Source organism: Cytobacillus massiliigabonensis (assembly GCF_900199725.1).
Taxonomy (GTDB): domain Bacteria; phylum Bacillota; class Bacilli; order Bacillales; family Cytobacillaceae; genus Cytobacillus; species Cytobacillus massiliigabonensis.
Genome location: NZ_LT904903.1, coordinates 746,262 through 766,836, shown reverse-complemented (window position 1 = coordinate 766,836; position 20,575 = coordinate 746,262). Strand labels below are relative to the sequence as shown.

The 20,575-nt window shown below is 37.6% G+C and carries 18 protein-coding genes; 7 read left to right on the top strand and 11 right to left on the bottom strand.

Annotation, left to right across the window (positions count from 1 at the left end):
- Positions 1–356: 356 nt before the first annotated feature.
- Positions 357–1,838 carry a sodium/proline symporter PutP gene (gene putP / locus C1726_RS09795; protein ID WP_102272961.1) on the top strand — a complete coding sequence of 494 codons (1,482 nt, stop codon included), beginning with the start codon at positions 357–359 and terminating at the stop codon, positions 1,836–1,838.
- Between the two features lie 195 nt (positions 1,839–2,033).
- Here the strand turns inward: putP and C1726_RS09790 are convergent, their stop codons facing one another.
- The 7 genes from C1726_RS09790 to C1726_RS09760 form a co-directional block, all read right to left on the bottom strand.
- On the bottom strand, positions 2,034–2,900 hold the full coding sequence (locus C1726_RS09790; RefSeq protein WP_102272960.1) for a peptidylprolyl isomerase: 867 nt from the start codon (positions 2,898–2,900) through the stop codon (positions 2,034–2,036).
- 33 nt (positions 2,901–2,933) lie between these two features.
- Positions 2,934–4,136, bottom strand: coding sequence for a S1C family serine protease (locus tag C1726_RS09785; protein WP_102272959.1), 1,203 nt, complete (start codon positions 4,134–4,136; stop codon positions 2,934–2,936).
- A gap of 171 nt (positions 4,137–4,307) precedes the next feature.
- Positions 4,308–5,072: a MerR family transcriptional regulator gene (locus C1726_RS09780; RefSeq protein WP_102272958.1), complete on the bottom strand. Its 765-nt coding sequence runs from the start codon at positions 5,070–5,072 to the stop codon at positions 4,308–4,310.
- Positions 5,073–5,223: 151 nt separating this feature from the next.
- The gene (locus C1726_RS09775) at positions 5,224–6,642 is read right to left on the bottom strand and encodes a HAMP domain-containing sensor histidine kinase (protein ID WP_235822741.1); all 1,419 of its coding nucleotides are present in this window, start codon (positions 6,640–6,642) and stop codon (positions 5,224–5,226) included.
- Complete coding sequence (locus C1726_RS09770) at positions 6,623–7,306, bottom strand: response regulator transcription factor (RefSeq protein ID WP_102272956.1); 684 nt, start codon at positions 7,304–7,306, stop codon at positions 6,623–6,625. The genes C1726_RS09775 and C1726_RS09770 overlap by 20 nt, the downstream gene beginning before the upstream one ends.
- A gap of 179 nt (positions 7,307–7,485) precedes the next feature.
- Positions 7,486–8,424, bottom strand: coding sequence for a copper amine oxidase N-terminal domain-containing protein (locus C1726_RS09765; protein ID WP_102272955.1), 939 nt, complete (start codon positions 8,422–8,424; stop codon positions 7,486–7,488).
- An 88-nt stretch (positions 8,425–8,512) separates the two neighbouring features.
- Positions 8,513–9,118, bottom strand: coding sequence for a transglutaminase-like domain-containing protein (locus tag C1726_RS09760; protein WP_102272954.1), 606 nt, complete (start codon positions 9,116–9,118; stop codon positions 8,513–8,515).
- Positions 9,119–9,274: 156 nt separating this feature from the next.
- Here C1726_RS09760 and C1726_RS09755 point away from each other — a divergent pair, with 156 nt between their 5' ends.
- Positions 9,275–9,676 (top strand): MerR family transcriptional regulator, encoded by a 402-nt coding sequence (locus tag C1726_RS09755; RefSeq protein ID WP_322090982.1) that lies wholly within the window; start codon positions 9,275–9,277, stop codon positions 9,674–9,676.
- Positions 9,677–9,725: 49 nt separating this feature from the next.
- The gene (locus C1726_RS09750; RefSeq protein ID WP_102272952.1) at positions 9,726–11,018 is read left to right on the top strand and encodes a hemolysin family protein; all 1,293 of its coding nucleotides are present in this window, start codon (positions 9,726–9,728) and stop codon (positions 11,016–11,018) included.
- Between the two features lie 57 nt (positions 11,019–11,075).
- Here C1726_RS09750 and C1726_RS09745 read toward each other — a convergent pair whose 3' ends face one another.
- A complete protein-coding gene (locus C1726_RS09745; RefSeq protein ID WP_102272951.1) occupies positions 11,076–12,812 on the bottom strand; it encodes an ABC transporter ATP-binding protein in 1,737 nt (578 codons plus the stop codon).
- Between the two features lie 205 nt (positions 12,813–13,017).
- Between C1726_RS09745 and C1726_RS09740 the strand changes: the two genes are divergently transcribed.
- From C1726_RS09740 to C1726_RS09730, 3 genes are all read left to right on the top strand, one after another.
- The gene (locus tag C1726_RS09740; RefSeq protein WP_102272950.1) at positions 13,018–14,469 is read left to right on the top strand and encodes an ABC transporter permease; all 1,452 of its coding nucleotides are present in this window, start codon (positions 13,018–13,020) and stop codon (positions 14,467–14,469) included.
- 13 nt (positions 14,470–14,482) lie between these two features.
- The gene (locus C1726_RS09735; RefSeq protein WP_102272949.1) at positions 14,483–15,997 is read left to right on the top strand and encodes an ABC transporter permease; all 1,515 of its coding nucleotides are present in this window, start codon (positions 14,483–14,485) and stop codon (positions 15,995–15,997) included.
- Positions 15,998–16,099: 102 nt separating this feature from the next.
- Positions 16,100–17,869, top strand: a complete 1,770-nt coding sequence (locus tag C1726_RS09730; RefSeq protein ID WP_180968170.1) for an ABC transporter substrate-binding protein — start codon at positions 16,100–16,102, stop codon at positions 17,867–17,869.
- Positions 17,870–17,919: 50 nt separating this feature from the next.
- Here C1726_RS09730 and guaC read toward each other — a convergent pair whose 3' ends face one another.
- Entirely contained in the window at positions 17,920–18,903 is a 984-nt protein-coding gene (guaC, locus tag C1726_RS09725) for a GMP reductase (protein ID WP_102272947.1), read from the bottom strand.
- Positions 18,904–19,169: 266 nt separating this feature from the next.
- Here guaC and C1726_RS09720 point away from each other — a divergent pair, with 266 nt between their 5' ends.
- Positions 19,170–19,661, top strand: a complete 492-nt coding sequence (locus tag C1726_RS09720; RefSeq protein ID WP_102272946.1) for an SRPBCC family protein — start codon at positions 19,170–19,172, stop codon at positions 19,659–19,661.
- A gap of 50 nt (positions 19,662–19,711) precedes the next feature.
- On the opposite strand, the gene C1726_RS09715 is transcribed toward C1726_RS09720, so the two are convergent.
- Both C1726_RS09715 and C1726_RS09710 read right to left on the bottom strand, forming a co-directional pair.
- Complete coding sequence (locus C1726_RS09715; RefSeq protein ID WP_235822739.1) at positions 19,712–19,894, bottom strand: histidine kinase; 183 nt, start codon at positions 19,892–19,894, stop codon at positions 19,712–19,714.
- 136 nt (positions 19,895–20,030) lie between these two features.
- Complete coding sequence (locus tag C1726_RS09710; protein WP_102272945.1) at positions 20,031–20,543, bottom strand: CBO0543 family protein; 513 nt, start codon at positions 20,541–20,543, stop codon at positions 20,031–20,033.
- Positions 20,544–20,575 lie beyond the last annotated feature (32 nt).

The window sequence follows — 20,575 nt, the reverse complement described above, 5'->3', positions numbered from 1 at the left end:
TTTTATCGATAAAGTCTTACCCATCATATCAATAAACACCATGAGAGTAAAAATTTCTTAATAAAAGGATTGTCTAATTATTATATAAAAATAATAATAACTCTCGAATTTTATGTGGTATTATATTTTCTATTTATAAAATTTTAATGTTTAATAACATAAAATTATGCATAATAAAACATATATTCTAATACTAAAATCAAGGAAATTAAGTTAATCAAGGCTTTTTTTAAAAAAAATATGTATTTTTTATTAACTTTTACCATCGCATTTTTCGACAGGGGATGTTAGAATATTTATAGTTTTAATTCTATTCTATTTATAGTTTATCTTTTTATTTAAAGGAGGAAATGCAAATGACAGATTCGGGCCTTCAATTAATCTCTATCGGAATTTATATGGTCGCTATGTTATTAATCGGCTGGTATGCATACCGAAAAACAAGCAATTTAACTGATTACATGCTCGGAGGACGTTCACTGGGACCTGCAGTAACTGCCTTGAGTGCTGGGGCAGCCGATATGAGCGGATGGCTATTAATGGGGTTACCTGGCGGAATCTATGTAAGCGGTTTAGCTGATGCTTGGATCGCTATTGGTTTAACACTTGGTGCTTATGCAAACTGGTTTTTTGTTGCACCTCGTCTGCGAAGCTATACTCAAGTCGCAAACGACTCCATCACCATTCCAGGGTATTTAGAAAACCGTTTTAAAGATTCAACAAAATTATTAAGAATTGTTTCCGGAATCGTCATTCTAGTTTTCTTTACGTTCTATGTTTCTTCAGGAATGGTGTCAGGAGCAGTATTCTTTGAAAGTTCATTTAATGTTAACTATCATCTTGGTCTGTTGATTGTTTCAGGTGTTGTTGTTGCCTATACATTGTTTGGCGGTTTCCTTGCTGTTAGTTACACAGATTTCATACAAGGCCTAATGATGCTGCTCGCCTTAATTCTCGTACCAGCATTGGCACTTTCTCATACAGGCGGGTTCAGCGGTACTTTTGAATCGATTCGGGCAATTGATCCAACATTGCTTGATTTCTTCAAAGGAACGACAACATTAGGAATTATCTCTGCCATGGCATGGGGACTTGGCTATTTTGGTCAGCCGCATATTATTGTTCGCTTTATGGCGATTACATCGGTTAAAGAAACAAAAAGCGCTCGCCGTATAGGGATGGGCTGGATGATCTTCTCTTTATTAGGTGCAGTATTTATGGCTTTAATCGGACTTGCTTTTTTCCACCAGAATACGCAGTATACATTGGATAATCCAGAGGCAGTCTTCCTAGTATTAGGGCAAATCGTATTCCATCCATTATTTGCCGGATTCTTACTAGCTGCAGTACTTGCTGCTATTATGAGCACTGTATCTTCACAATTAATTGTTACTTCAAGCGCATTAACAGAAGACTTATACAAAACGTTATTTAAGAAAAACGCTTCAGATAAAGAGCTTGTATTCTTTGGCAGAATGGCTGTTTTAGTAGTTGCAATCGTTGCAGCACTACTAGCATTAGAGCAAGATAATACGATTTTAAGCCTTGTGGCATATGCTTGGGCAGGATTTGGAGCTTCTTTTGGTCCTGTTATTCTTCTAAGCTTATTCTGGAAGAGGATGACCAATTGGGGTGCACTTGTAGGAATGATTGCTGGTGCAGTGACTGTTATCATTTGGAAGCAGGTTGGACTTGGCGACACACTTTATGAAATTGTGCCTGGCTTTGCAATCAACTTAATTCTCTCTGTCATTGTCAGCTTAATCACTTATCGTCACAATCCAACTATTGAAAAAGAATTTGATGAAAGTGTTCGACTGCTAAAAAGTGAATCCTAAAGGATTAAGAAAGAGCATGGGGAAAATCATTCTCCATGCTCTTCTTCTGTGTGAAAAATAAATGGTCGGTCTGATTAATTGAACAAGCCTTTATATACGAAGTAAAACCCGTACAGTTGAAATTAGGCAGACCGACATTTACATACCTGGTTGTGAGCAGATACTCATGTATGTTTTTTTGTATGCTATAGTCCATTAGACTTCTAAAAAGTTTTCAATTTCATACTCTTCAAACTTCTCATCCAGCCAGGCTGTATATTCTGTTTCCATTTTTGAGTCAAACAATGCTGTTTTGATATCCTCTTTTACATCCTCAAAGACAGCTTCTTTCGCTTCTTTTTTATCAGAAACCTTAATGATGTGGTATCCATGCTCTGTCTTGACTGGATGACTGATTTTTCCTACTTCTAAAGCGAAGGCAGCGTCCTCAAACTCTTGAACCATTTCTCCGCGTGCAAAATAGCCTAGATCCCCGCCTGACTCACTGTTAGATGCATCCGTTGAATATTCGGCAGCTAATTCAGCGAAATCTTCCCCTTCTTCAAGTTTTTTATGAACCTCATTAGCGGCAGCTTCATCTTCTACTAGAATATGGCTTGCCTGAACCTGTTCAGCCTGTGCATAACTTTCCTTGTTATCTTCAAAGTACTCTTTCATTTCCTCATCAGAAATATCGATTCTTGGTTCTAGCAATTTCTTTGTTATTAAGTACTTCTCAATATCTTTTTCAACAGCAGCCATTTTCACGCCACTGTTTGCAAGTATTTCCTGAAATGCGTCTTTCCCGCCATATGACTCCATATACGCAGTCATTTCTTTATCAAGCTCTTCCTTGCTTACTTTAATCTTTTCCTTTTTCTTTTCTTGATTTATTATTTTCTCTGTTATTAATGAATCTAGTGCTTGAGATCCGTACTGAGAAACAAGCAGCTCATTTAGCTCTTTTTCACTTATTTTCTCCCCATTTACACTAGCAACATTCTTTTCTGACATAGAAAGGAATGTCACTAAAAGGGCAATGGCAAAAATAGCTGCTCCCGAAATCCAAAGTATTTTCTTCATTCTCTTCTCCTTTACTTGGTAGATTTGCTCGATTTATTGATTACTAGTTAACGTTGCCTCCACGGTTTCCAGCTTTCCTTTACGGTAAAACTCAATTTTCACTTTATCGCAAACTGAATATTTAGTGTATAAATATTTCCGTAGATCATTGGCACTGGCAATTTTATTCCCGCCTATGGAAACAAGAATATCTTCTTCTTGTAGTCCTGCTTTCCCAGCTGCTGAATCTGGATCAACAGTTGTTACAATGGCTCCTTTTGTAACATCGTTCGGTAAATTTTGCAAATAAAACGATGGGATTTCTTCAAGGTCTGCTAACCCCACTCCTAAATAAGGGCGAATCACTTTCCCGTTTTTTATCAGTTCGTTAATAATCGTTTGTACATCATTGATTGGTATTGCAAACCCTAATCCCTCAACACCACTTTCAGAAATCTTTAAACTATTAATCCCCACTAATTCACCTGATCCATTTATTAGTGCTCCGCCGCTGTTGCCGGGATTGATGGCTGCATCTGTTTGAATAACTTCTAAATCCCATTCCCCTGCAGATGTTGATACAGCAATCGTTCGATCAACCGCACTTACGATTCCTTGTGTAACCGTTCTTGATAAATCAAGACCAAGCGGATTTCCAATCGCTAATACTTGATCACCTGCCCGCAGTGATGAGGAATCTCCAAACGCTAATGTTTCCACATTTATATCACCAGTTATTTTCAAGACAGCAATGTCTGTTAACGGATCAGTTCCAATTAATTCAGCCTTTACCTTTTTCCCATCATGGAGAGATACTTCAATTTCATTGGCATTTTCAATGACATGATTATTTGTGACAATGTATGCAGCATCACTCGTCTTCTTAAAAATTACTCCTGAGCCGGTACCTCCTCCTACAGCACTCGTTTGATTAAACCGGTTGGTTTGCTGCTGCATATTCTCAATGCCAACAATCGCCTTTGATGCCTGTTCAACCATATCTGCGATGGAATTTGCAGATACCTGCTGTACATTTAATTTACCGCTTGTTTGCGTGTCGGTATGCTCTTCTGAAACGATTGCTTTTGGCGCTGCCTCGCTCGCATTTGAATTTGGCAAGTACGGCAGGGCTGTCAGTGTTAAAGCAGATCCAATCACTCCAGCCAAAACAGTTGATACAACACCCTTTAATTTGGACCTCTTCACCTGTTTCACTTCCATACGGTTTCCTTCATTAAATCGGTCTTGATCATTCATCGTGAACCCTTCTTTCATTTGTATTTAATCAAGTTTTTCAACTTTCGAAGAATATGTTTTATATGTCTTACAAGACATACTTTAAGGGATCAATGTGTCAGGAAGATGTCAGGATTTTTTCGAACAAAAAAAAACGACTGGATATTTCTATCCAATCGTTTTTTTGTGCTTCTATTTTTTCATGCCAGTGTAAATATGAATGGCATCTCTTAAAAACTCCGCCGTCCCTGGCTGTTCCTTATCATAATAGGCAGTAAATCTTTCATCATCCACATACATTTGTGCAAGACCTGCATGTGCCTCCTTGCTGTATTCATTCCAATAGAAGCATAGCCACTGCTTATGCAGCTCAGCCGCCTTTTGAGCAATATCACTGGCAGGATCGCCTAATGCAAATGCTTGAGCTAAACTTTCTTTGACTTGCTTCTCAAGGCTTGTAACTTTTTCATAGTCCTCCTGTGACATGTTCATCACTTTTGCATTTGATTTTTCTACCGTATCTTCCCCATACTTTTCACGAATTTCTTTCCCATATTTCTTTTCATTTTCATCGATCATTTTCTTCTTAAACCCTTCAAACTTTTCTTTATCAGACATTTTCATTCTCCCTTCTGTTAAAGCAATTGTTTTATCTACATTAGCAATTAATATATCCAGTTGTTCTTTCTTTTCCAGGAGTTTTTCGCGATGCTCCTTAAGTGCCTTAGCTCCATCAAACGAAGGTGCCGTGACGATGTTTTTGATGCTGTCTAGATCAACACCTAATTCCCTGTAAAATAAAATTTGCTGCAATCGATCGACTTCTGCTTGCCCATATATCCGGTATCCCGATGAATTAATTCTTGCCGGCTTAAGAATATCGATTTCATCGTAATACCTAAGGGTTCTCGCACTTACTCCTGCTAGTTGAGCTAATTTCTGCACGGTATATTCCATTCGCTCACCTCCATGAATTAACCTTACACCTTTACGCAACGTGAAGGTCAATGGTTTTTTTATTATTTTTAAGTATTTAAAGAAAACTATTAATAAAAAAAGATGCCCGCTCAAGTAGAGCAAAGGCATCAAAATTTTACATTATTTTTCACTAACTCATCAAAGGCAAGGTTATGCGAAATGTTGTACCTGACGAAGTGCTTTCAATGAGCACCAGATCTCCTCCATGTGATTGAGCGATCATCTTGCTGAATGGCAATCCTAGCCCAAGCCCTCTAATCTTATACTTTTTCCCTTCTCCTCTAAAAAATCGTTCAAAGATTAGGTCTTGTTCAGCAACAGGAATTCCGCTGCCCGAGTCCTTTATATCAATGGTAAGCTCGTTGTTCATTTCAGCAAGGGTTACTATTATCTTTCCCTTTCCATCAATAGCATGTCCCGCATTATTCAGCAGGTTTGTAATAATCTGCTGAAGTCGAATGGGATCAATCTGTACCACTCGGTCCTTCTTAAGAGGAGTAAAGATCAAATCAACCAATTCATCCTCCTGAATAACTTCCCATTGATGAATAAAATCAGCCATAAACTCGTTGATTGAATGATTCTCTTTATTGATCGGGATTGCATTCGCTGCAAATGAATTAAAAGCTAGTAAATCTTCTACCATTTTTTTCATTTTTGTCGTTTCATTTAATGACAGCGCCAAAAATTCCTTTGCATCCTCTCCTGTAACGACTTCATCATTAAGTGCCTGCAATAGCCCGCTAATTGATGTAACAGGTGTTTTCAATTCATGTGTCACCCCTGCCAGCAATTCTGTACGGAGAGTTTCCAATGTTTGCAGACGGTTAGACATTTCCTTGAATGATTGAACAAGGTCATATACTTCCTGCTCCCTCATATCATCCGGAAGATGAATATTATAATCGCCTGCTTGAACTTGTTTGGCGGCTCTTGCCACATCTTTAATCGGATTGGCAAGCCTGCGTGAGAGAAAATAAATCGCTGCCCAGCCTAACAGAGCAAGGCTTATAATCATGATTGCCAACTGTCTGTATTCTTGATTGACACGCGTTAAGTTATCCTCTAATTCAATAATGACAACCCAGCCAAATGAATAATCCTGTGTGACAATCGGTGCCTTCACCACATAAAAATCCCGCCCAGTTTCCTCCAATCTCAGCTTCTGAACATTCTCTTCATTCTGCAAGATGACACGGGGAAACTGCTGAAATACTTGCTTAGACGATCGATTACTCGAAAGAATGGTACCTGCTGTATCAACGATATAAATGGATGGATCACTTTCAATATTCATAAACCTTCCGCGGTCGGTAAGGGATCCTGGCACATCTCCTTTAGACGGACGACCTTCACTAATATCAACAAACCGATCTGCAATTTCCTCTGCCATCAGCTTAGTCATATCTAACCGATTTTCAAGCGTTGTATGCCGAATCCATAAAGCTGAAATGATGGCAATAACAACCAAACCAATACAAAGCGTGATTAAATAACGGCTCGTCCAATATCGCAGCAACGAGATTCGCTTATTGTTTTTTATTAACACAAAATTGATACCCCAATCCTCGAAGTGTTTTAATTTCACCATCTGACTCTGGCCATTTATAAAGTGATTTTCTCAATCTCTTAATTGCTAAATCAACAGCACGGTCACTTCCCTCATACTCCCAGCCCCACACATGCTCAATCAGCTGATCTCTTGTAAACGTTTGATTAGGGTTATCTGCTAAAAACAGGAGCAAGGATAAGTCACGCGGCGTCAATTCAATCTCTTCTTCATTTATGGTTACCCGATGTGACTTGAGATCAATTTGTAATTGACCAAAGCTCTTCACTGGTCCATCATCCGTTTGCGAGCGTCTTAGAACGGCGTTTACTCTCGCAACGACCTCCTCCGCAATAAAAGGTTTGGAAATGTAATCGTCTGCCCCTTCATTTAATCCTGTTAGCCGGTAATTGACGTCACCAAGTGCAGTTAGCATGATGACGGGACAATTACTTTGCTGGCGAATTTCTTTTAATATCGTCCAGCCATCCTTCCCAGGAAGCATCACATCTAATAGAACAAGTGCTGGTTTATGTTCATAAAATTTCTCTATCGCTTCATTTCCATTAAAAGCCTGTATTGTCTTGAAATTTGCCTTTTTTAAATATACTTTTAGCACTTGGCTAATCGGGATTTCATCTTCTACTATTAAAATGGTTTTCACATTCTCATCTCCCCACATAAAAAAGTGAAGTTTGTAAATATATTATTTATGATAACGCCTGCAATTAACTATTGTCTATGAACCCTTTCCTTTTATCATAGCGAGTATATAAGTCAGTCAAATGTCAGCGCATAAAAAAAGACCGTCATCCGACGATCTTTTTGGTTTAGCTATATTGCTTATTGATTATTTAATAATATTTCAAGAATTTCTTCAGAAACAAAAGGCTCATCATTAATAACAGCAGGTACAACTTCAAATGATCTTAAGCTGCGATTAAGGCTATATTTCTCTTTTCCGATAAAGATTTGAATAGTCTGGTTCTGTATACTTAATTCTACCGCAGCGTTTTTGCTGTCCCATTTTACTTTATATCCTAAGTGCTCTGCGACCTTTTTAATTGGCAATAGCTTCATTCCATCTTTTATATAGTAATCATCGCCAACAACCTCTTGCACTTGTTCGAACAATTGGTCTCGATTATCCCATGCGATTATTTTCTTTGGTGTTGTTTGCGCTGGAATGCTTTTAGTTGAGATGTCATAAAAGACGATTAGCTCTTTACCCTGAAGTTTTTCCTTCTTCACTTTATCCCCTTGTTTATTCAAGAGAATCGTCTCTTCATCAATATTCAGTTTAAGTTCATTATCAAGACTAATATACTGATCATCGAACTTTGAAACCTTTACCTGTCCCATTTCTTTCCCATTTACTACAATAATTTCAGGGGTAACCCTTGGTGGATAAATCATGATCATCGGCTTATTTTTATCATAGTAAGCAGTGATCGTTAATCCTTTAACTAAATCATCTTTGTCAAAAGCATCTGTTGTATCACTATTGAACAAAAGAACCTTATCAGATAGCGGGAAATGCATCTCTAAAGAATCATCTTTATTTTCCACAATCAATGTAAGAGATTCTTTATCCTTTTTCACATCTGTAATTAGTCCTGAAAATTTCATGAAATCAGTCGAATCAACAGATTGAATATCCTTTTGCTTTGCAAAGTCATTTTGAGTTTCTTTTAACAAATGACTAGATGCAACCGCAGAATTTGTACTTATCACTAATCCAGTGATTAAAGTTGCTGTTACTAGCGCTGATAGTTTTTTCATTTTTTACCACCTTCATTTATTTAGTTTCATTAAAGTAGGCGAATAAAAAAAGAAAAAGTTACACTTTTTGTTAGATTTTATCAAGATTTCAAATAGATTCAGGGCGCTTATAAAAAAGTTCCCTGCAATCTAGGGAGTTTTTCATAGATTGAATCACACTATCAAGGGGATGACCATATATGTAAGGATAATCAAATTCATCTAATTCACTGCGGATTGGGTAAGCAAGTTTTTCAGGGCTTATGCTAAATTCTGAATACACTCCAGCTTTATTGCCGCGGGGATCCACACGAAACCATTGATCCACATCCTCCAAATAAAGAGCATTTAAACCATGCAAAGCATAACCAGATTCACTTGTGCCTTTTCTAGTCACACGCTGATAGCAAAAACCAGCTGGTATATTCATTCCTCTTAATAATGCCGCAAGCAAATGTGCCTTAGCAAAGCATATGCCCTCTGATTTCTCCAATGTTTCCGATGCTGTTATAGTAATCTCCATACTTTCAATATCAAAGGAATGCTGAATAGAATCCCTCACAAAATGAAATGCCATTTCTGCCCTTTCACTTTTTGTTTTTCCTGCATGCTGAAATTCTGCAATCTTCTTCTGAATTAGCGGATGGCGAAAGTTTATAACCCCAGTTTCGTCTAAATATACCTTTTGATCATCTTCGGTAATGATTAGATGCATACAGATCCCCCCATTATTTTTCGTTCATTATATATTGAAAGAATGAAAACTTCTGTGATTAGCATCAAACACAGCCCGATGCATATTAGTTGAAAACTGTTAATTTAACTAGTAATATAACCCTATAACCATAACGTTACAGTTTGGAGGGTTCATATTGGGAATGCGAAATTAAAAATTGGTGAGTTAGCTGAGATCACTAATGTGACAAAGAGAACAATCGACCATTATACAAACCTCGGCTTGTTGAAAGCAGAACGTTCCAGCTCAAATTATCGTTATTATGATCATTCGTCAATTGAACGCTTAAACTTTATTGAACAATGTAAAAAGGAAGGCATGCCATTAGTTGAGATTAGGAAAAAAATCTTAGAAAAAGACGCTGAGGAAATTGATATTCAAGAACTCAGATTGAAAATGAAAGGGCTAGAAAAAGATGTTTCTGAGGTTTTAGCCTCCCTTGATAAAGGGGATATACAGAAACTTGAATTTGTCAAAAAAAATATTTCACACGAAAGTCTGTCATTGATTCAGACATTGCTTTTACTCTTAAACTAACTTTTTAAAATACTGGGAGGTGTACGTCTTACAAAGGTAAGACTACATATTGACAACTATTAATCTACTTTTAATTATCATTTTAATTGCGTTAACCGCGTTTTTCGTAGCAACTGAATTTGCTATGGTAAAAGTACGTGCTTCAAGATTGGATCAGCTTATTGCTGAAGGAAACAAAGGAGCAATAGCCGCCAAAAAAGTTGTTACTCATCTGGATGAATATTTATCTGCATGCCAGTTAGGAATCACGGTTACAGCACTTGGGATTGGCTGGCTGGGTGAACCTACAGTACAAAAGCTATTGCATCCGGTTTTCGAACAATTACACCTGAACGAATCTGTTTCACATATTTTATCCTTTGTCATTGCCTTTGCTATCGTAACATTTTTGCATGTAGTTGTAGGGGAACTAGCTCCTAAAACCTTTGCCATTCAGAAGGCTGAAACCATTACGATACTTTTTGCTTCTCCAATCATTTGGTTTTACCGAATCATGTATCCATTCATTTGGTTCTTAAATGGCTCTGCTCGTGTGCTGGTTGGAATTTTTGGTTTAAAGCCTGCTTCAGAACATGAAGTAGCCCATTCGGAAGAAGAACTGCGCATTTTGTTATCTGAAAGCTATAAAAGCGGAGAAATTAATAAGAACGAGTTAAAGTATGTGAATAACATCTTTGAATTCGATGAAAGAATTGCAAAAGAAATTATGGTTCCACGTACTGAAATCGTGACTATTTCGATTAATGATTCGATTGATGAAGTTGTAAATATTATTACTACAGAAAACTATACACGCTACCCAGTCATTGATGGGGATAAGGATAATATTCTTGGATTTATGAATGTGAAGGAATTATTATCATCTATCATGAAAAATAAAGATCTTCATTTAAAGAAGGAATCATTTATCAATCCCATCATCCGAGTAATTGAGACAATTCCAATCCATGACTTATTAGTAAAAATGCAAAAAGAACGTATCCATATTGCCATCCTTATGGATGAATATGGCGGTACATCTGGATTAGTTACAGTTGAAGATATTATCGAAGAAATCGTCGGAGAAATCCGAGATGAATTCGATGAAGATGAAGTTCCTAACATTCGTAAATTAAAGGAAAATCATTATATCATCGGTGCGAAACTACTTATTAATGATGTAAATCATTTGCTTGGTACAGCAATGTCCAATGAAGAAATTGATACAATTGGAGGCTGGTTTCTGACCCAAAACATTGAGGCAAAATTGGGAACAGAAATAGAAACAGAGGGTTATGTATTTAAAGTTCATGAAATCGATGGTCATCATATTCAATATTTAGAAGTGAAGAAAATAATATAATAAAAATCCGATTGAACGAATTTCAGCTGTTCAATCGGATTTTTTAGTTTTTTTGCTTCACACCGGAATAGCCACCCAATGTCCCTTCGAAACTTCTACTAACTTAGAATTTTTCAATTGATATTTGTCTTCCTCCGTTTGTTCTTCCATTAGTACCCTTTTCTTCAGCTTCTCAACCTTAGGATCAGGGATAGGTATCGCAGAAAGCAGTGATTTCGTATAGGCATGCTGCGGGTTTGCATACAGCTCTTCACTTTCTGCAAGCTCCACAATTTTGCCTGCATACATAACCGCTACACGGTCACTAATATGTTTAACCATTGAAAGATCATGGGCAATAAATAAGTAAGTCAGCCCTAAACGATGCTGTAAATCCTCTAACAGCTTGACTACTTGCGATTGAATAGAAACATCGAGTGCAGACAATGGCTCGTCACAAACAATAAATTTCGGTTCCACTGCAAGCGCACGGGCAATGCCAATCCGCTGACGCTGACCGCCTGAAAATTCATGTGGATACCGTTCGGCATGAGCCGCCTCAAGCCCAACCATTTCAAGCAATTCTTCTACTCTCCTCTTCCGTTCTTCCTTGCTGCTGCTTAGCTTATGAACATCCAATGCCTGACCAATAATATCAAGTACCTTAAAGCGTGGATTGAGTGAAGCATATGGATCCTGGAAGATCATCTGCATATGGCGGCGCATTAATTTCATCTCGTTTTTTGACAAACGGTTTACAGGCATTCCCTGATATAATACATCTCCGCCTGTTGGCTCATGAAGCCGCAAAATCGCACGCCCTGTCGTTGACTTACCAGAACCCGACTCCCCAACAAGACCTAGGGTTTCCCCTGCTCGAATGTGGAAACTGATATCATCTACTGCTTTTAACACAGTTCCTTTCCCCATATTAAAGTGCTGCTTTAATGATTTTACCTCAAGAAGAGGCTCGTTCGAATCTCTTCCTGACAAAATAAGCGGGGCAGGCTTTTGCTTTTTCTTCTCATCAAGACGCGGCAATGCATGCAAGAGCTTCATTGTATATGGATGCTTCGGATTTTCAAAGATTTCTTCCGTTGTTCCAGTTTCAACAATTTCTCCCTCCTTCATGACTGCTACCCGATCACACATGCCAGCAACAACACCAAGATCATGTGTAATTAAGATGATGGAAGTGCCAAAGCGCTCCTGCATATCCTTCATCAAATTTAATATTTGCGCTTGAATAGTCACGTCAAGTGCAGTTGTCGGTTCATCCGCAATCAGTAGTGTTGGACGGCAGGCAAGTGCAATCGCAATCATCACCCGCTGCCTCATGCCACCAGAAAATTCATGCGGATATTGATTATAGCGCACCTCGCTGTTACGAATCCCAACAAGTCTTAGAATGTCAATCGCTTGTTTTTTCGCCTCTTTCTTAGACAGCTTTTGATGCTTCATTAGGCTTTCAGCTATTTGCTTGCCGATTCGGATTGTCGGATTAAGAGAGGTCATTGGGTCCTGGAAAATCATCCCGATATCCCGGCCGCGAATCCCTTCCATCTCCTTTTCCGTTTTATTTGCAAGATTATCACCAAGAAAAGTAATTTCCCCTCCTTTTAAATAGGAAGGAGGGGATGGAAGCAGGCGCATAATTGAACGAGCGGTTACACTTTTCCCGCTGCCCGATTCCCCGACAATTCCTAACGTCTCTCCCTTTTTCACTTCAAAACTCACTCCACGAACAGCCTCAAACTCATGATCTCGAGAAAGAAAGGATACACGTAAATCTTTCACCTGTAAAATAGTTTCCAAAACTCACACCTGCCAATTATTTATATTTATCGGAAATAATTGAATTTCATCATGCATATATTTTCTTAAAATAAGCTTGGTTAAATATATTATGAAATATTTTCAATTAAAACTACTTATTGACTTTTATATTATCCTAGAAATAAAATATACTATACAGGTCGGAATAATGCAATTTAAAATGAGAGGAGGAAATTAGCAGCTTATGGATGCAGTTAACACTAGCCAGTCTCAAAAAAGATTCAATCTGTCAGCAGCCATTTGCCAGTCATATAGTAAAATACAGCAGCATCCATCCTATAAATATTTGATTTTACTATTGGGATTACCAGTTCATTTGATTGTCTTGTTAGTCTATCTTTCTAAGAAAAAAAATGATTCTTACACTTCAATACTTATAGAAATGAAGAAATCCCTGCTGATATCTGGCTATAAAGAAGAATTGATGCTGGAATATAAAGAGCAAATACGAAGAAAACAGGCTTTTTTTGGAGAGAAAGCAGGAGAAAAGGATTCTGACAAAATAGCAAAGCAATGGGCAGAAGAGCAGTTCCAAAAAACTCTAGTTGAAAAGACGAATTCACAGCTTGAACAGTTAGGCGAGAAAAAAGTCACCTTTGAAGATACCTTTCAAGCTCTCGTACGAAACCCGCTTTTCTTAGTTATTACTTTTATACCGGGATTGCCTATGTATCTATTTATTCTTTTGTATAGCAACGCTTACCTAAAATACATTTTCGATCGGCTAATTATGAGTCTGTTTGTCATTATTGGGGTTGTATTTCTTGTATTTACAATCTTGCACTTATCGCCATTTGATCCTGCAGCAAACATTCTTGGCGAAACAGCAACAAAAGAACAAATAGCTGCCTTTAATCATTTATATGGTCTTGATCAGTCTTATTTTTCTCAATTATGGAATGCGTTGAAAGGAATTGCAACATTTGATCTTGGAACATCCTTTACAGGAAACGAAGATGTTGCCTCAAGTATTGCAAGGAAATTCCCGATCACGCTGACTCTTGCAGTGATCTCACTCGCTATGGCAATCATAATTGCCATTCCAGTTGGGATTATTTCCGCAACTAAGCCAAATTCGTTTTTAGATTATACATTTATGTTTATTGCTCTTATTGGATTATCGATACCAAACTTTTGGCAGGGACTTATATTCATTTTAAACTTCTCCATTAAACTAAAATGGCTTCCGGCAACCTTTAGCCCTGAAAATTGGTTATCTATTATTATGCCAGCAGTCGTATTAGGCACGGGATTAACAGCATCGATTGCACGAATGATGCGTTCATCCACACTTGAGGTAATTAATGAAGATTATATTATCACGGCTAAAGCAAAAGGGCTCAGCCAGCGCCAAGTTCTTTGGAAACATGCAGTGGGCAATGCAATGATACCTGTCATCACCGTCATTGGTCTCCTGTTTGGAGGGATGCTCGGAGGCGCAGCTGTAACCGAGAAAGTCTTTAATATTAGCGGGATTGGAAGTTACATTGTTGATAAGCAATTTATACCTGATATTCCTAGTATTTTGGGCGGAGTTGTCTATATTGCGATTACCATTTCATTAGTCAATTTATTCGTTGATATCTTGTATGCCTTCTTCGATCCTCGCATCCGTTCGAAAATGAAACAATATTAAAGCAGGTGGAATGATGTCCAAGATAAAGGAATTACCTAGTTATCAAAAAAAACATGCACTAAAGTTATCATCCGAATATATGCAGGCAAGCTTTACTTCGATTGTTTCACTTGTACTCACAGTGATTTTACTGCTATCATGCTATGATTTTTCAGCACAAACAATGAAACCTTTTGTTTTCAGCGCGTTTGCAGTATATGCACTTTTTACTTGCATACAGGTTGTCATCACCTTTTTGATAAAAAAGGATCTTCAACAATTTGGCTATCTGCAAACCAGAACAAGAAAATGGGGGTATATTCAGCTGCTAAGTATAGCAACTGGGAATATCTTCATTGTAACCTCAGCCGCTCAATTGATTAAGGAGAAAAAGACAACCGAATATACGATAGCCGTATATATGTTAGTTACACAAATCTTTATTATTGGTGTTTCAGCCCTTAATCTATTTAAGCCCTATGTAGCAGATACGTTTTTATTTGGAATGTTTTCACTTAGTGGAATCACTATTTTCCAGCTGATCGTTCTTATCCTAGTGATCAAATTTATTACTGAAGGGAATCCGATCCCACGCCAGATGGTGTATATCGCGTTTCCGCTTATGCTAACCGCTCTAACCGGAAACCTCTTTGGTCTTTTGCTGGGATGGAACCTAATAAGCAAAATTCGGAATAGCAACAAAGAAAGCACTGGGCAATGGATTATCATTTGGGAGAAAATCTCAAGGAATACAACATCAATGCTAAGTCTCTTTTTTATAGTTTTTGTATTTTCTATTTCTGTGTGCAGCTATCTAACTTTTGATTACTCAATGGCAGTGGAGAATAATTACAGCGCAACACTCCAATCTCCAAGTCTAGCATACCCGCTTGGTACTGATAATTTCGGAAGAGATTTATTTTCAAGAATCATCTTCGGAGCCCGAATCTCCCTGATTGTAGGAGTGATTTCTACGGCAATCCCTTTCATTATCGGCGGAATACTTGGAGCCATTTCCGGTTATTATGGTCAGCGCACAGATAATATCATAATGCGTTTGCTTGATGTTTTGTACGCCATTCCAGGCATTTTATTGGCAATCGTTATAATCGCTGCTTTTGGATCAAACACGATCACTTTAATTCTAGCACTTAGTGTAGGTTCAATCCCAACTTATGCGAGAACGATGCGCGCAAACGTCTTAATGGTATCAAACTATGAATATGTTGATTCCGCCCGTGCACTTGGAACGAGCACCTTATCCATCATTTTTAAGCATATTGTGCCAAATTCAATGGCGCCAATGATTGTTAAATCCACTCTGACGATTGGAAGTGCAGTCATCGCCACGAGCAGCTTAAGCTACCTCGGTCTAGGAATTGAGCCTCATATACCAGAGTGGGGAAATATTTTAAAACTAGGAAGCACGTATCTTGAGTCCCATTCCTATCTAGCAATCTATCCGGGTCTTGCCATTATTGCACTCGTTCTTTCCTTTAACTTTTTAGGAGATGGATTACGAGATGCCCTTGATCCAAAAATAGACTAAATAAGAACAAAGCTATATTAGCTTTTAAATATTAATAGAACCATATAGGAGGAACCTATTGTGAAAAAAACATTTATTCCCCTTCTGTTTGCTTTCATACTAATGTTAGCAGGCTGTGTGAACACAAAGTCAGATGTAGAAGAAGGAAAGAAGTCTAAAAATGATGGTGTCACAAATGATGAAAAGGTTGAAATTGAGATTCTTGGAATGAGCAGCAGTGAAGATGATATAAACATTGTCCGAGACCAGCTTGTGAAAAATGGCTTCAATGTTAAGCTAAATATGCAGCCAGACTACGGCAGCTTTAAAGCACAGCAGGATGCAGGAAACTATGATGTTGCTTTATCCAGCTGGACAACGGTAACAGGAAACCCTGATTATGCCGTCCGCTCTCTTTTCAAATCTGGCGGTGATTACAGTATCATGGCAGATGAAGAAGTAGACAAACTAATTGATTTAGCAAGCACTCAAACACCTGAAGAGTATGCTGATACTTACAAGCAATTAGAACAGCGCCTAGTCTTTGATAAGGCATATATTGCTCCATTATATATTTCCTATAAGGCACAAGGAATAAACAAAGATGTTTTAAATGTGGATACTGTACGTCTTTCAAAATCACGTGCGCTTGCATGGGAAACAATCGATTTTAAAGATACTGCGAAGCGCGATACTGATCCGCTGATTTTACAGCAATCGATCTCCACCCTAACATCGCTTGACCCGATCAAAGGAAATGATGGCTCAATCAATACGCTTAATACAAATATGTATGTACGCCTAATTAATCTGACAGATGATGATAAAATTACATCTGAAGGGTCTTTATCACATAACCATAGCATCGCAGAAGGAAACTCAGAATATTACTTCCTATTAAGGGATGATATAAATTTTGCAAAAATTACTGATAAAAAAGCAGTTGATACTGGAGAACGTGTCGGTGCAGATGATGTTATCTTCTCATTAAATCGCGCTAAAGATAAGGACTCTGTTCCAGATCACCGCACATACAGTCTGCACGAGCATATTAAGGATGCTGAAGTCGTTACAGATCTTAGTGCACTTGATGTGAAGACATCAGGCGGTGACAAAACTGTAAAAGAGGCACTTGAGGATGGACTTGATGTGAAGATATCTGAGCTTGTAGCTGATAAAACACAAGCAAATAATAAAGAAGGTAAATACCAAGTTGTTAAAATGACTACAACAGAACCATTCCCGCAAGTACTAAACTATCTAGCACACCAATCTGCAGGGATTGTTTCCAAGAAACAGGTTGAAAGCATCAATACGTATGATGTCGCTTCATTTGATGTAAACAAAGACATTCCATATGGCGACCAAAACACGGTGACTGAAGGCGATAAATACAATAATACACTGTATGCAAGCGGTCCATACATCTTATCTTATAAAAACGATTATGAAGCTGTTTTCTATAAGAACCCAGGTTATATGAAAGGCACAGAAAACGAGCCGAAAATTTCAAATATAACTGTTCGTTTTATCCAAGATGCAGATAGTGCACTTTCCGCACTGCGCAACGGAGAAATTCATATGTACTATGGAGTTCCTGAAACAAAATACGATGTAGTAGAGAATGACAGCAAGCTGCATCTGCAGCGAATTGAAAGCAACGGAGTCAGCTACTTGCTCTTTAACACAGCAAATCGTGAAGTCGCAAAAAGTGATGATTTAAGAAAAGCTGTACTATACTCCATCAACCAAGATGAAATTCTAAGCTATTATCAAAACAATAAAATTAAAGCTGTATCTACTGTAAGCCCAATCGTAAATACAGGAAATGAGCTTAAAGCTGATCCTGCGAAAGCAGAGGAGTTTTTAAATAAGTATAAAGCAAGCAAATAATACGAAGAAAGAGCAGCCGATATGGCTGCCCTTTTCTTGTTATAGATCAATTAATATACCTTATCTCCGTTAAAGATGGAATTCTTCACAACTACATAGTCAACATTGCGGATGGCATCCAGCTTATTTCCTCCAGCATAAGAGATAGAAGATTGGAGATCCTGTTCCATTTCAATCAATGTATCTTCTAATAAACCTTTATGCTCTACATACATTTTCTTGCCTTCTACATTCTTCTTTTCACCTTTTTGGAATTCAGAAGCCGAACCAAAATATTCTTTGTACAGCTTGCCATCTTTTTCAATCGTCTCACCTGGAGATTCTTCATGTCCAGCAAATAAAGACCCGATCATGACCATCGTCGCACCAAATCTTACTGATTTTGCGATATCTCCATGTGTACGAATGCCGCCGTCAGCAATAATTGGTTTACTAGCAGCTTTTGCACACCAGCGAAGCGCAGCTAACTGCCAGCCGCCAGTTCCGAATCCTGTTTTAATTTTTGTAATGCATACCTTTCCTGGCCCAATGCCAACCTTTGTTGCATCTGCCCCAGCATGCTCTAATTCTCTTACTGCTTCAGGTGTTCCCACATTACCAGCAATAACAAAGCTTTCTGGCAAATGATTCTTAATATGTTTAATCATCTCAATCACTGCATTTGAATGACCATGAGCAATATCGATTGTAATATAATCTGGTACAAGCTGTTCTTCAGCTAATTGTTGGATAAAGCGGTATTCTTCTTCTTTAACACCAACACTAATAGATGCAATAAGTCCACGTGATTTCATATCTTGAATAAATGATATTCTTTTTTCCGGTTCAAAACGGTGCATGACATAAAAATAACCATTTTCAGCTAAGTAAACTGAAATTTTTTCGTCAATAATCGTTTGCATATTAGCAGGCACGACTGGCAGCTTAAATGTATGCTTGCCCAGCTTAACAGTTGTATCACATTCAGAACGGCTATTTACAATACACTTCGCCGGAATTAATTGAATATCTTCGTAATCAAACACATTTTCCATCTATTACACCCCTAAACACGAATATTATATTTAATTGGAATAAAAAACGTTCGTACAATAGGTAATTTACATGATTATTATTCGTATGTCAAAGCTTTTTTATGTTTGCTATGAGGATAATGTTTCCTAGCAGCTTTAAATCAGTCTATTTCTCCATATCAAAGAGATTAACTAACCATAAATACATGTTAATTCAGAATATTCTTTCTAGTTTTTCTAACAAATGGTAAAATAAAATGTGAATATTTTTATAGGGGGAGTCCAAATTGAAGACTATTTCCAATGAGGTTGGCATCACTAATACGATTATTATTCATGTACCATTAAGTTTAGTTTGGCATGCATGGACTATTTCTGAACGTGTTTCACTGTGGTTTGCACCAGAAACAATTATAGAAGCTAAAGAAGGCGGAGCGTTTGAGCTATATTTTGTTCCCGGAAATCGAACAGGAATGAATACTAGAGGATGTAAGGTTATTAAGTTGGTTGATCAGGAAGAGCTGCAGTTCACGTGGAAAGGACCAGATCAATTCGAAGAGGTAATGAATAAAGAAGAAGAATTAACGTCTGTAAAAGTGAATCTTGGAGCGATTGATGAAGGATCTACAAAAGTCATTATTGAACATACCGGATTTAAGAATGAAGATCGTTGGGCGGAAGCAATCAAATGGCATCAAACGGCTTGGTCAGGGGTCCTCAGCAGCTTAAAATCAGCTCTTGAAAAAGGCGAAGGAGAATTATGCTGTCAGCCTAATTAGAATAAAAGTCAACTATAGAATCCCAGCTTAGCTGGGATTCCCTTGCGTAATCAATTCTTCTCTTTATCTACATTAAATAAGAAATAGGAGATTCCTCCAGATAATATGGCAGCACCTGCAGAGATTAGTATTCTAATTTGGAGATCAATCTCGGAATAATCCTTCCCTAGCATCCACATAGCTAGAACAGCTACAAGAATCATAATCGGGATGACAAACGTTAACTTATTCAAAATGAAAACTTCCTTTCGCTTTTTATACTACATTAAGCATACTCCACTGTTATATTATAATAAAATAATCCGATTACGACTTGTTTTACTATAATTTAAAAATGCGATCTTCATTATTGAAGAAACGCATTTTCATCTATTTACATCTTGTTTGTTCATTCATTTCTTTATTATCTGCAGGGACCCTGAAAAACCAATTGTGAAAAACACGTGAAATATAATAAGTAACCCATATCGATGAAAAACTCCAATACCATCCCCATTTTTTGTATGTAATCAATTTTGTATACTTCTCAATAAAAAATTCAAGAACGGTAAGTATAGATGTATTTGCGAAATAGTAGAGAAATTTAATCCTTCTATTTCTATTCACAGGATAATATAAATTAAACAATGCACATAAAGATGGATAAACGAAATACTCAAAAGTAAAGCTCGACTTAGTGGCATTTTTAAAGAAAAGCCGGAATGGATATTTTATTTTACCTGTTTGGACAACCAGGAGCCCGAAAAGCCAAGTCATTAATTGTTTAAATAAAAAGGGTGGAATTGCCTCGCGAAGTCTTTTTCTTGGCAAAAATAGAAGCAATAATATTGAAGTGATTACCCATGTTGATATTTCCAGTCTCTTCTCGATTTTATACCCCATAACGGTCCCTCCCATTATGGTTAATTTCCCCA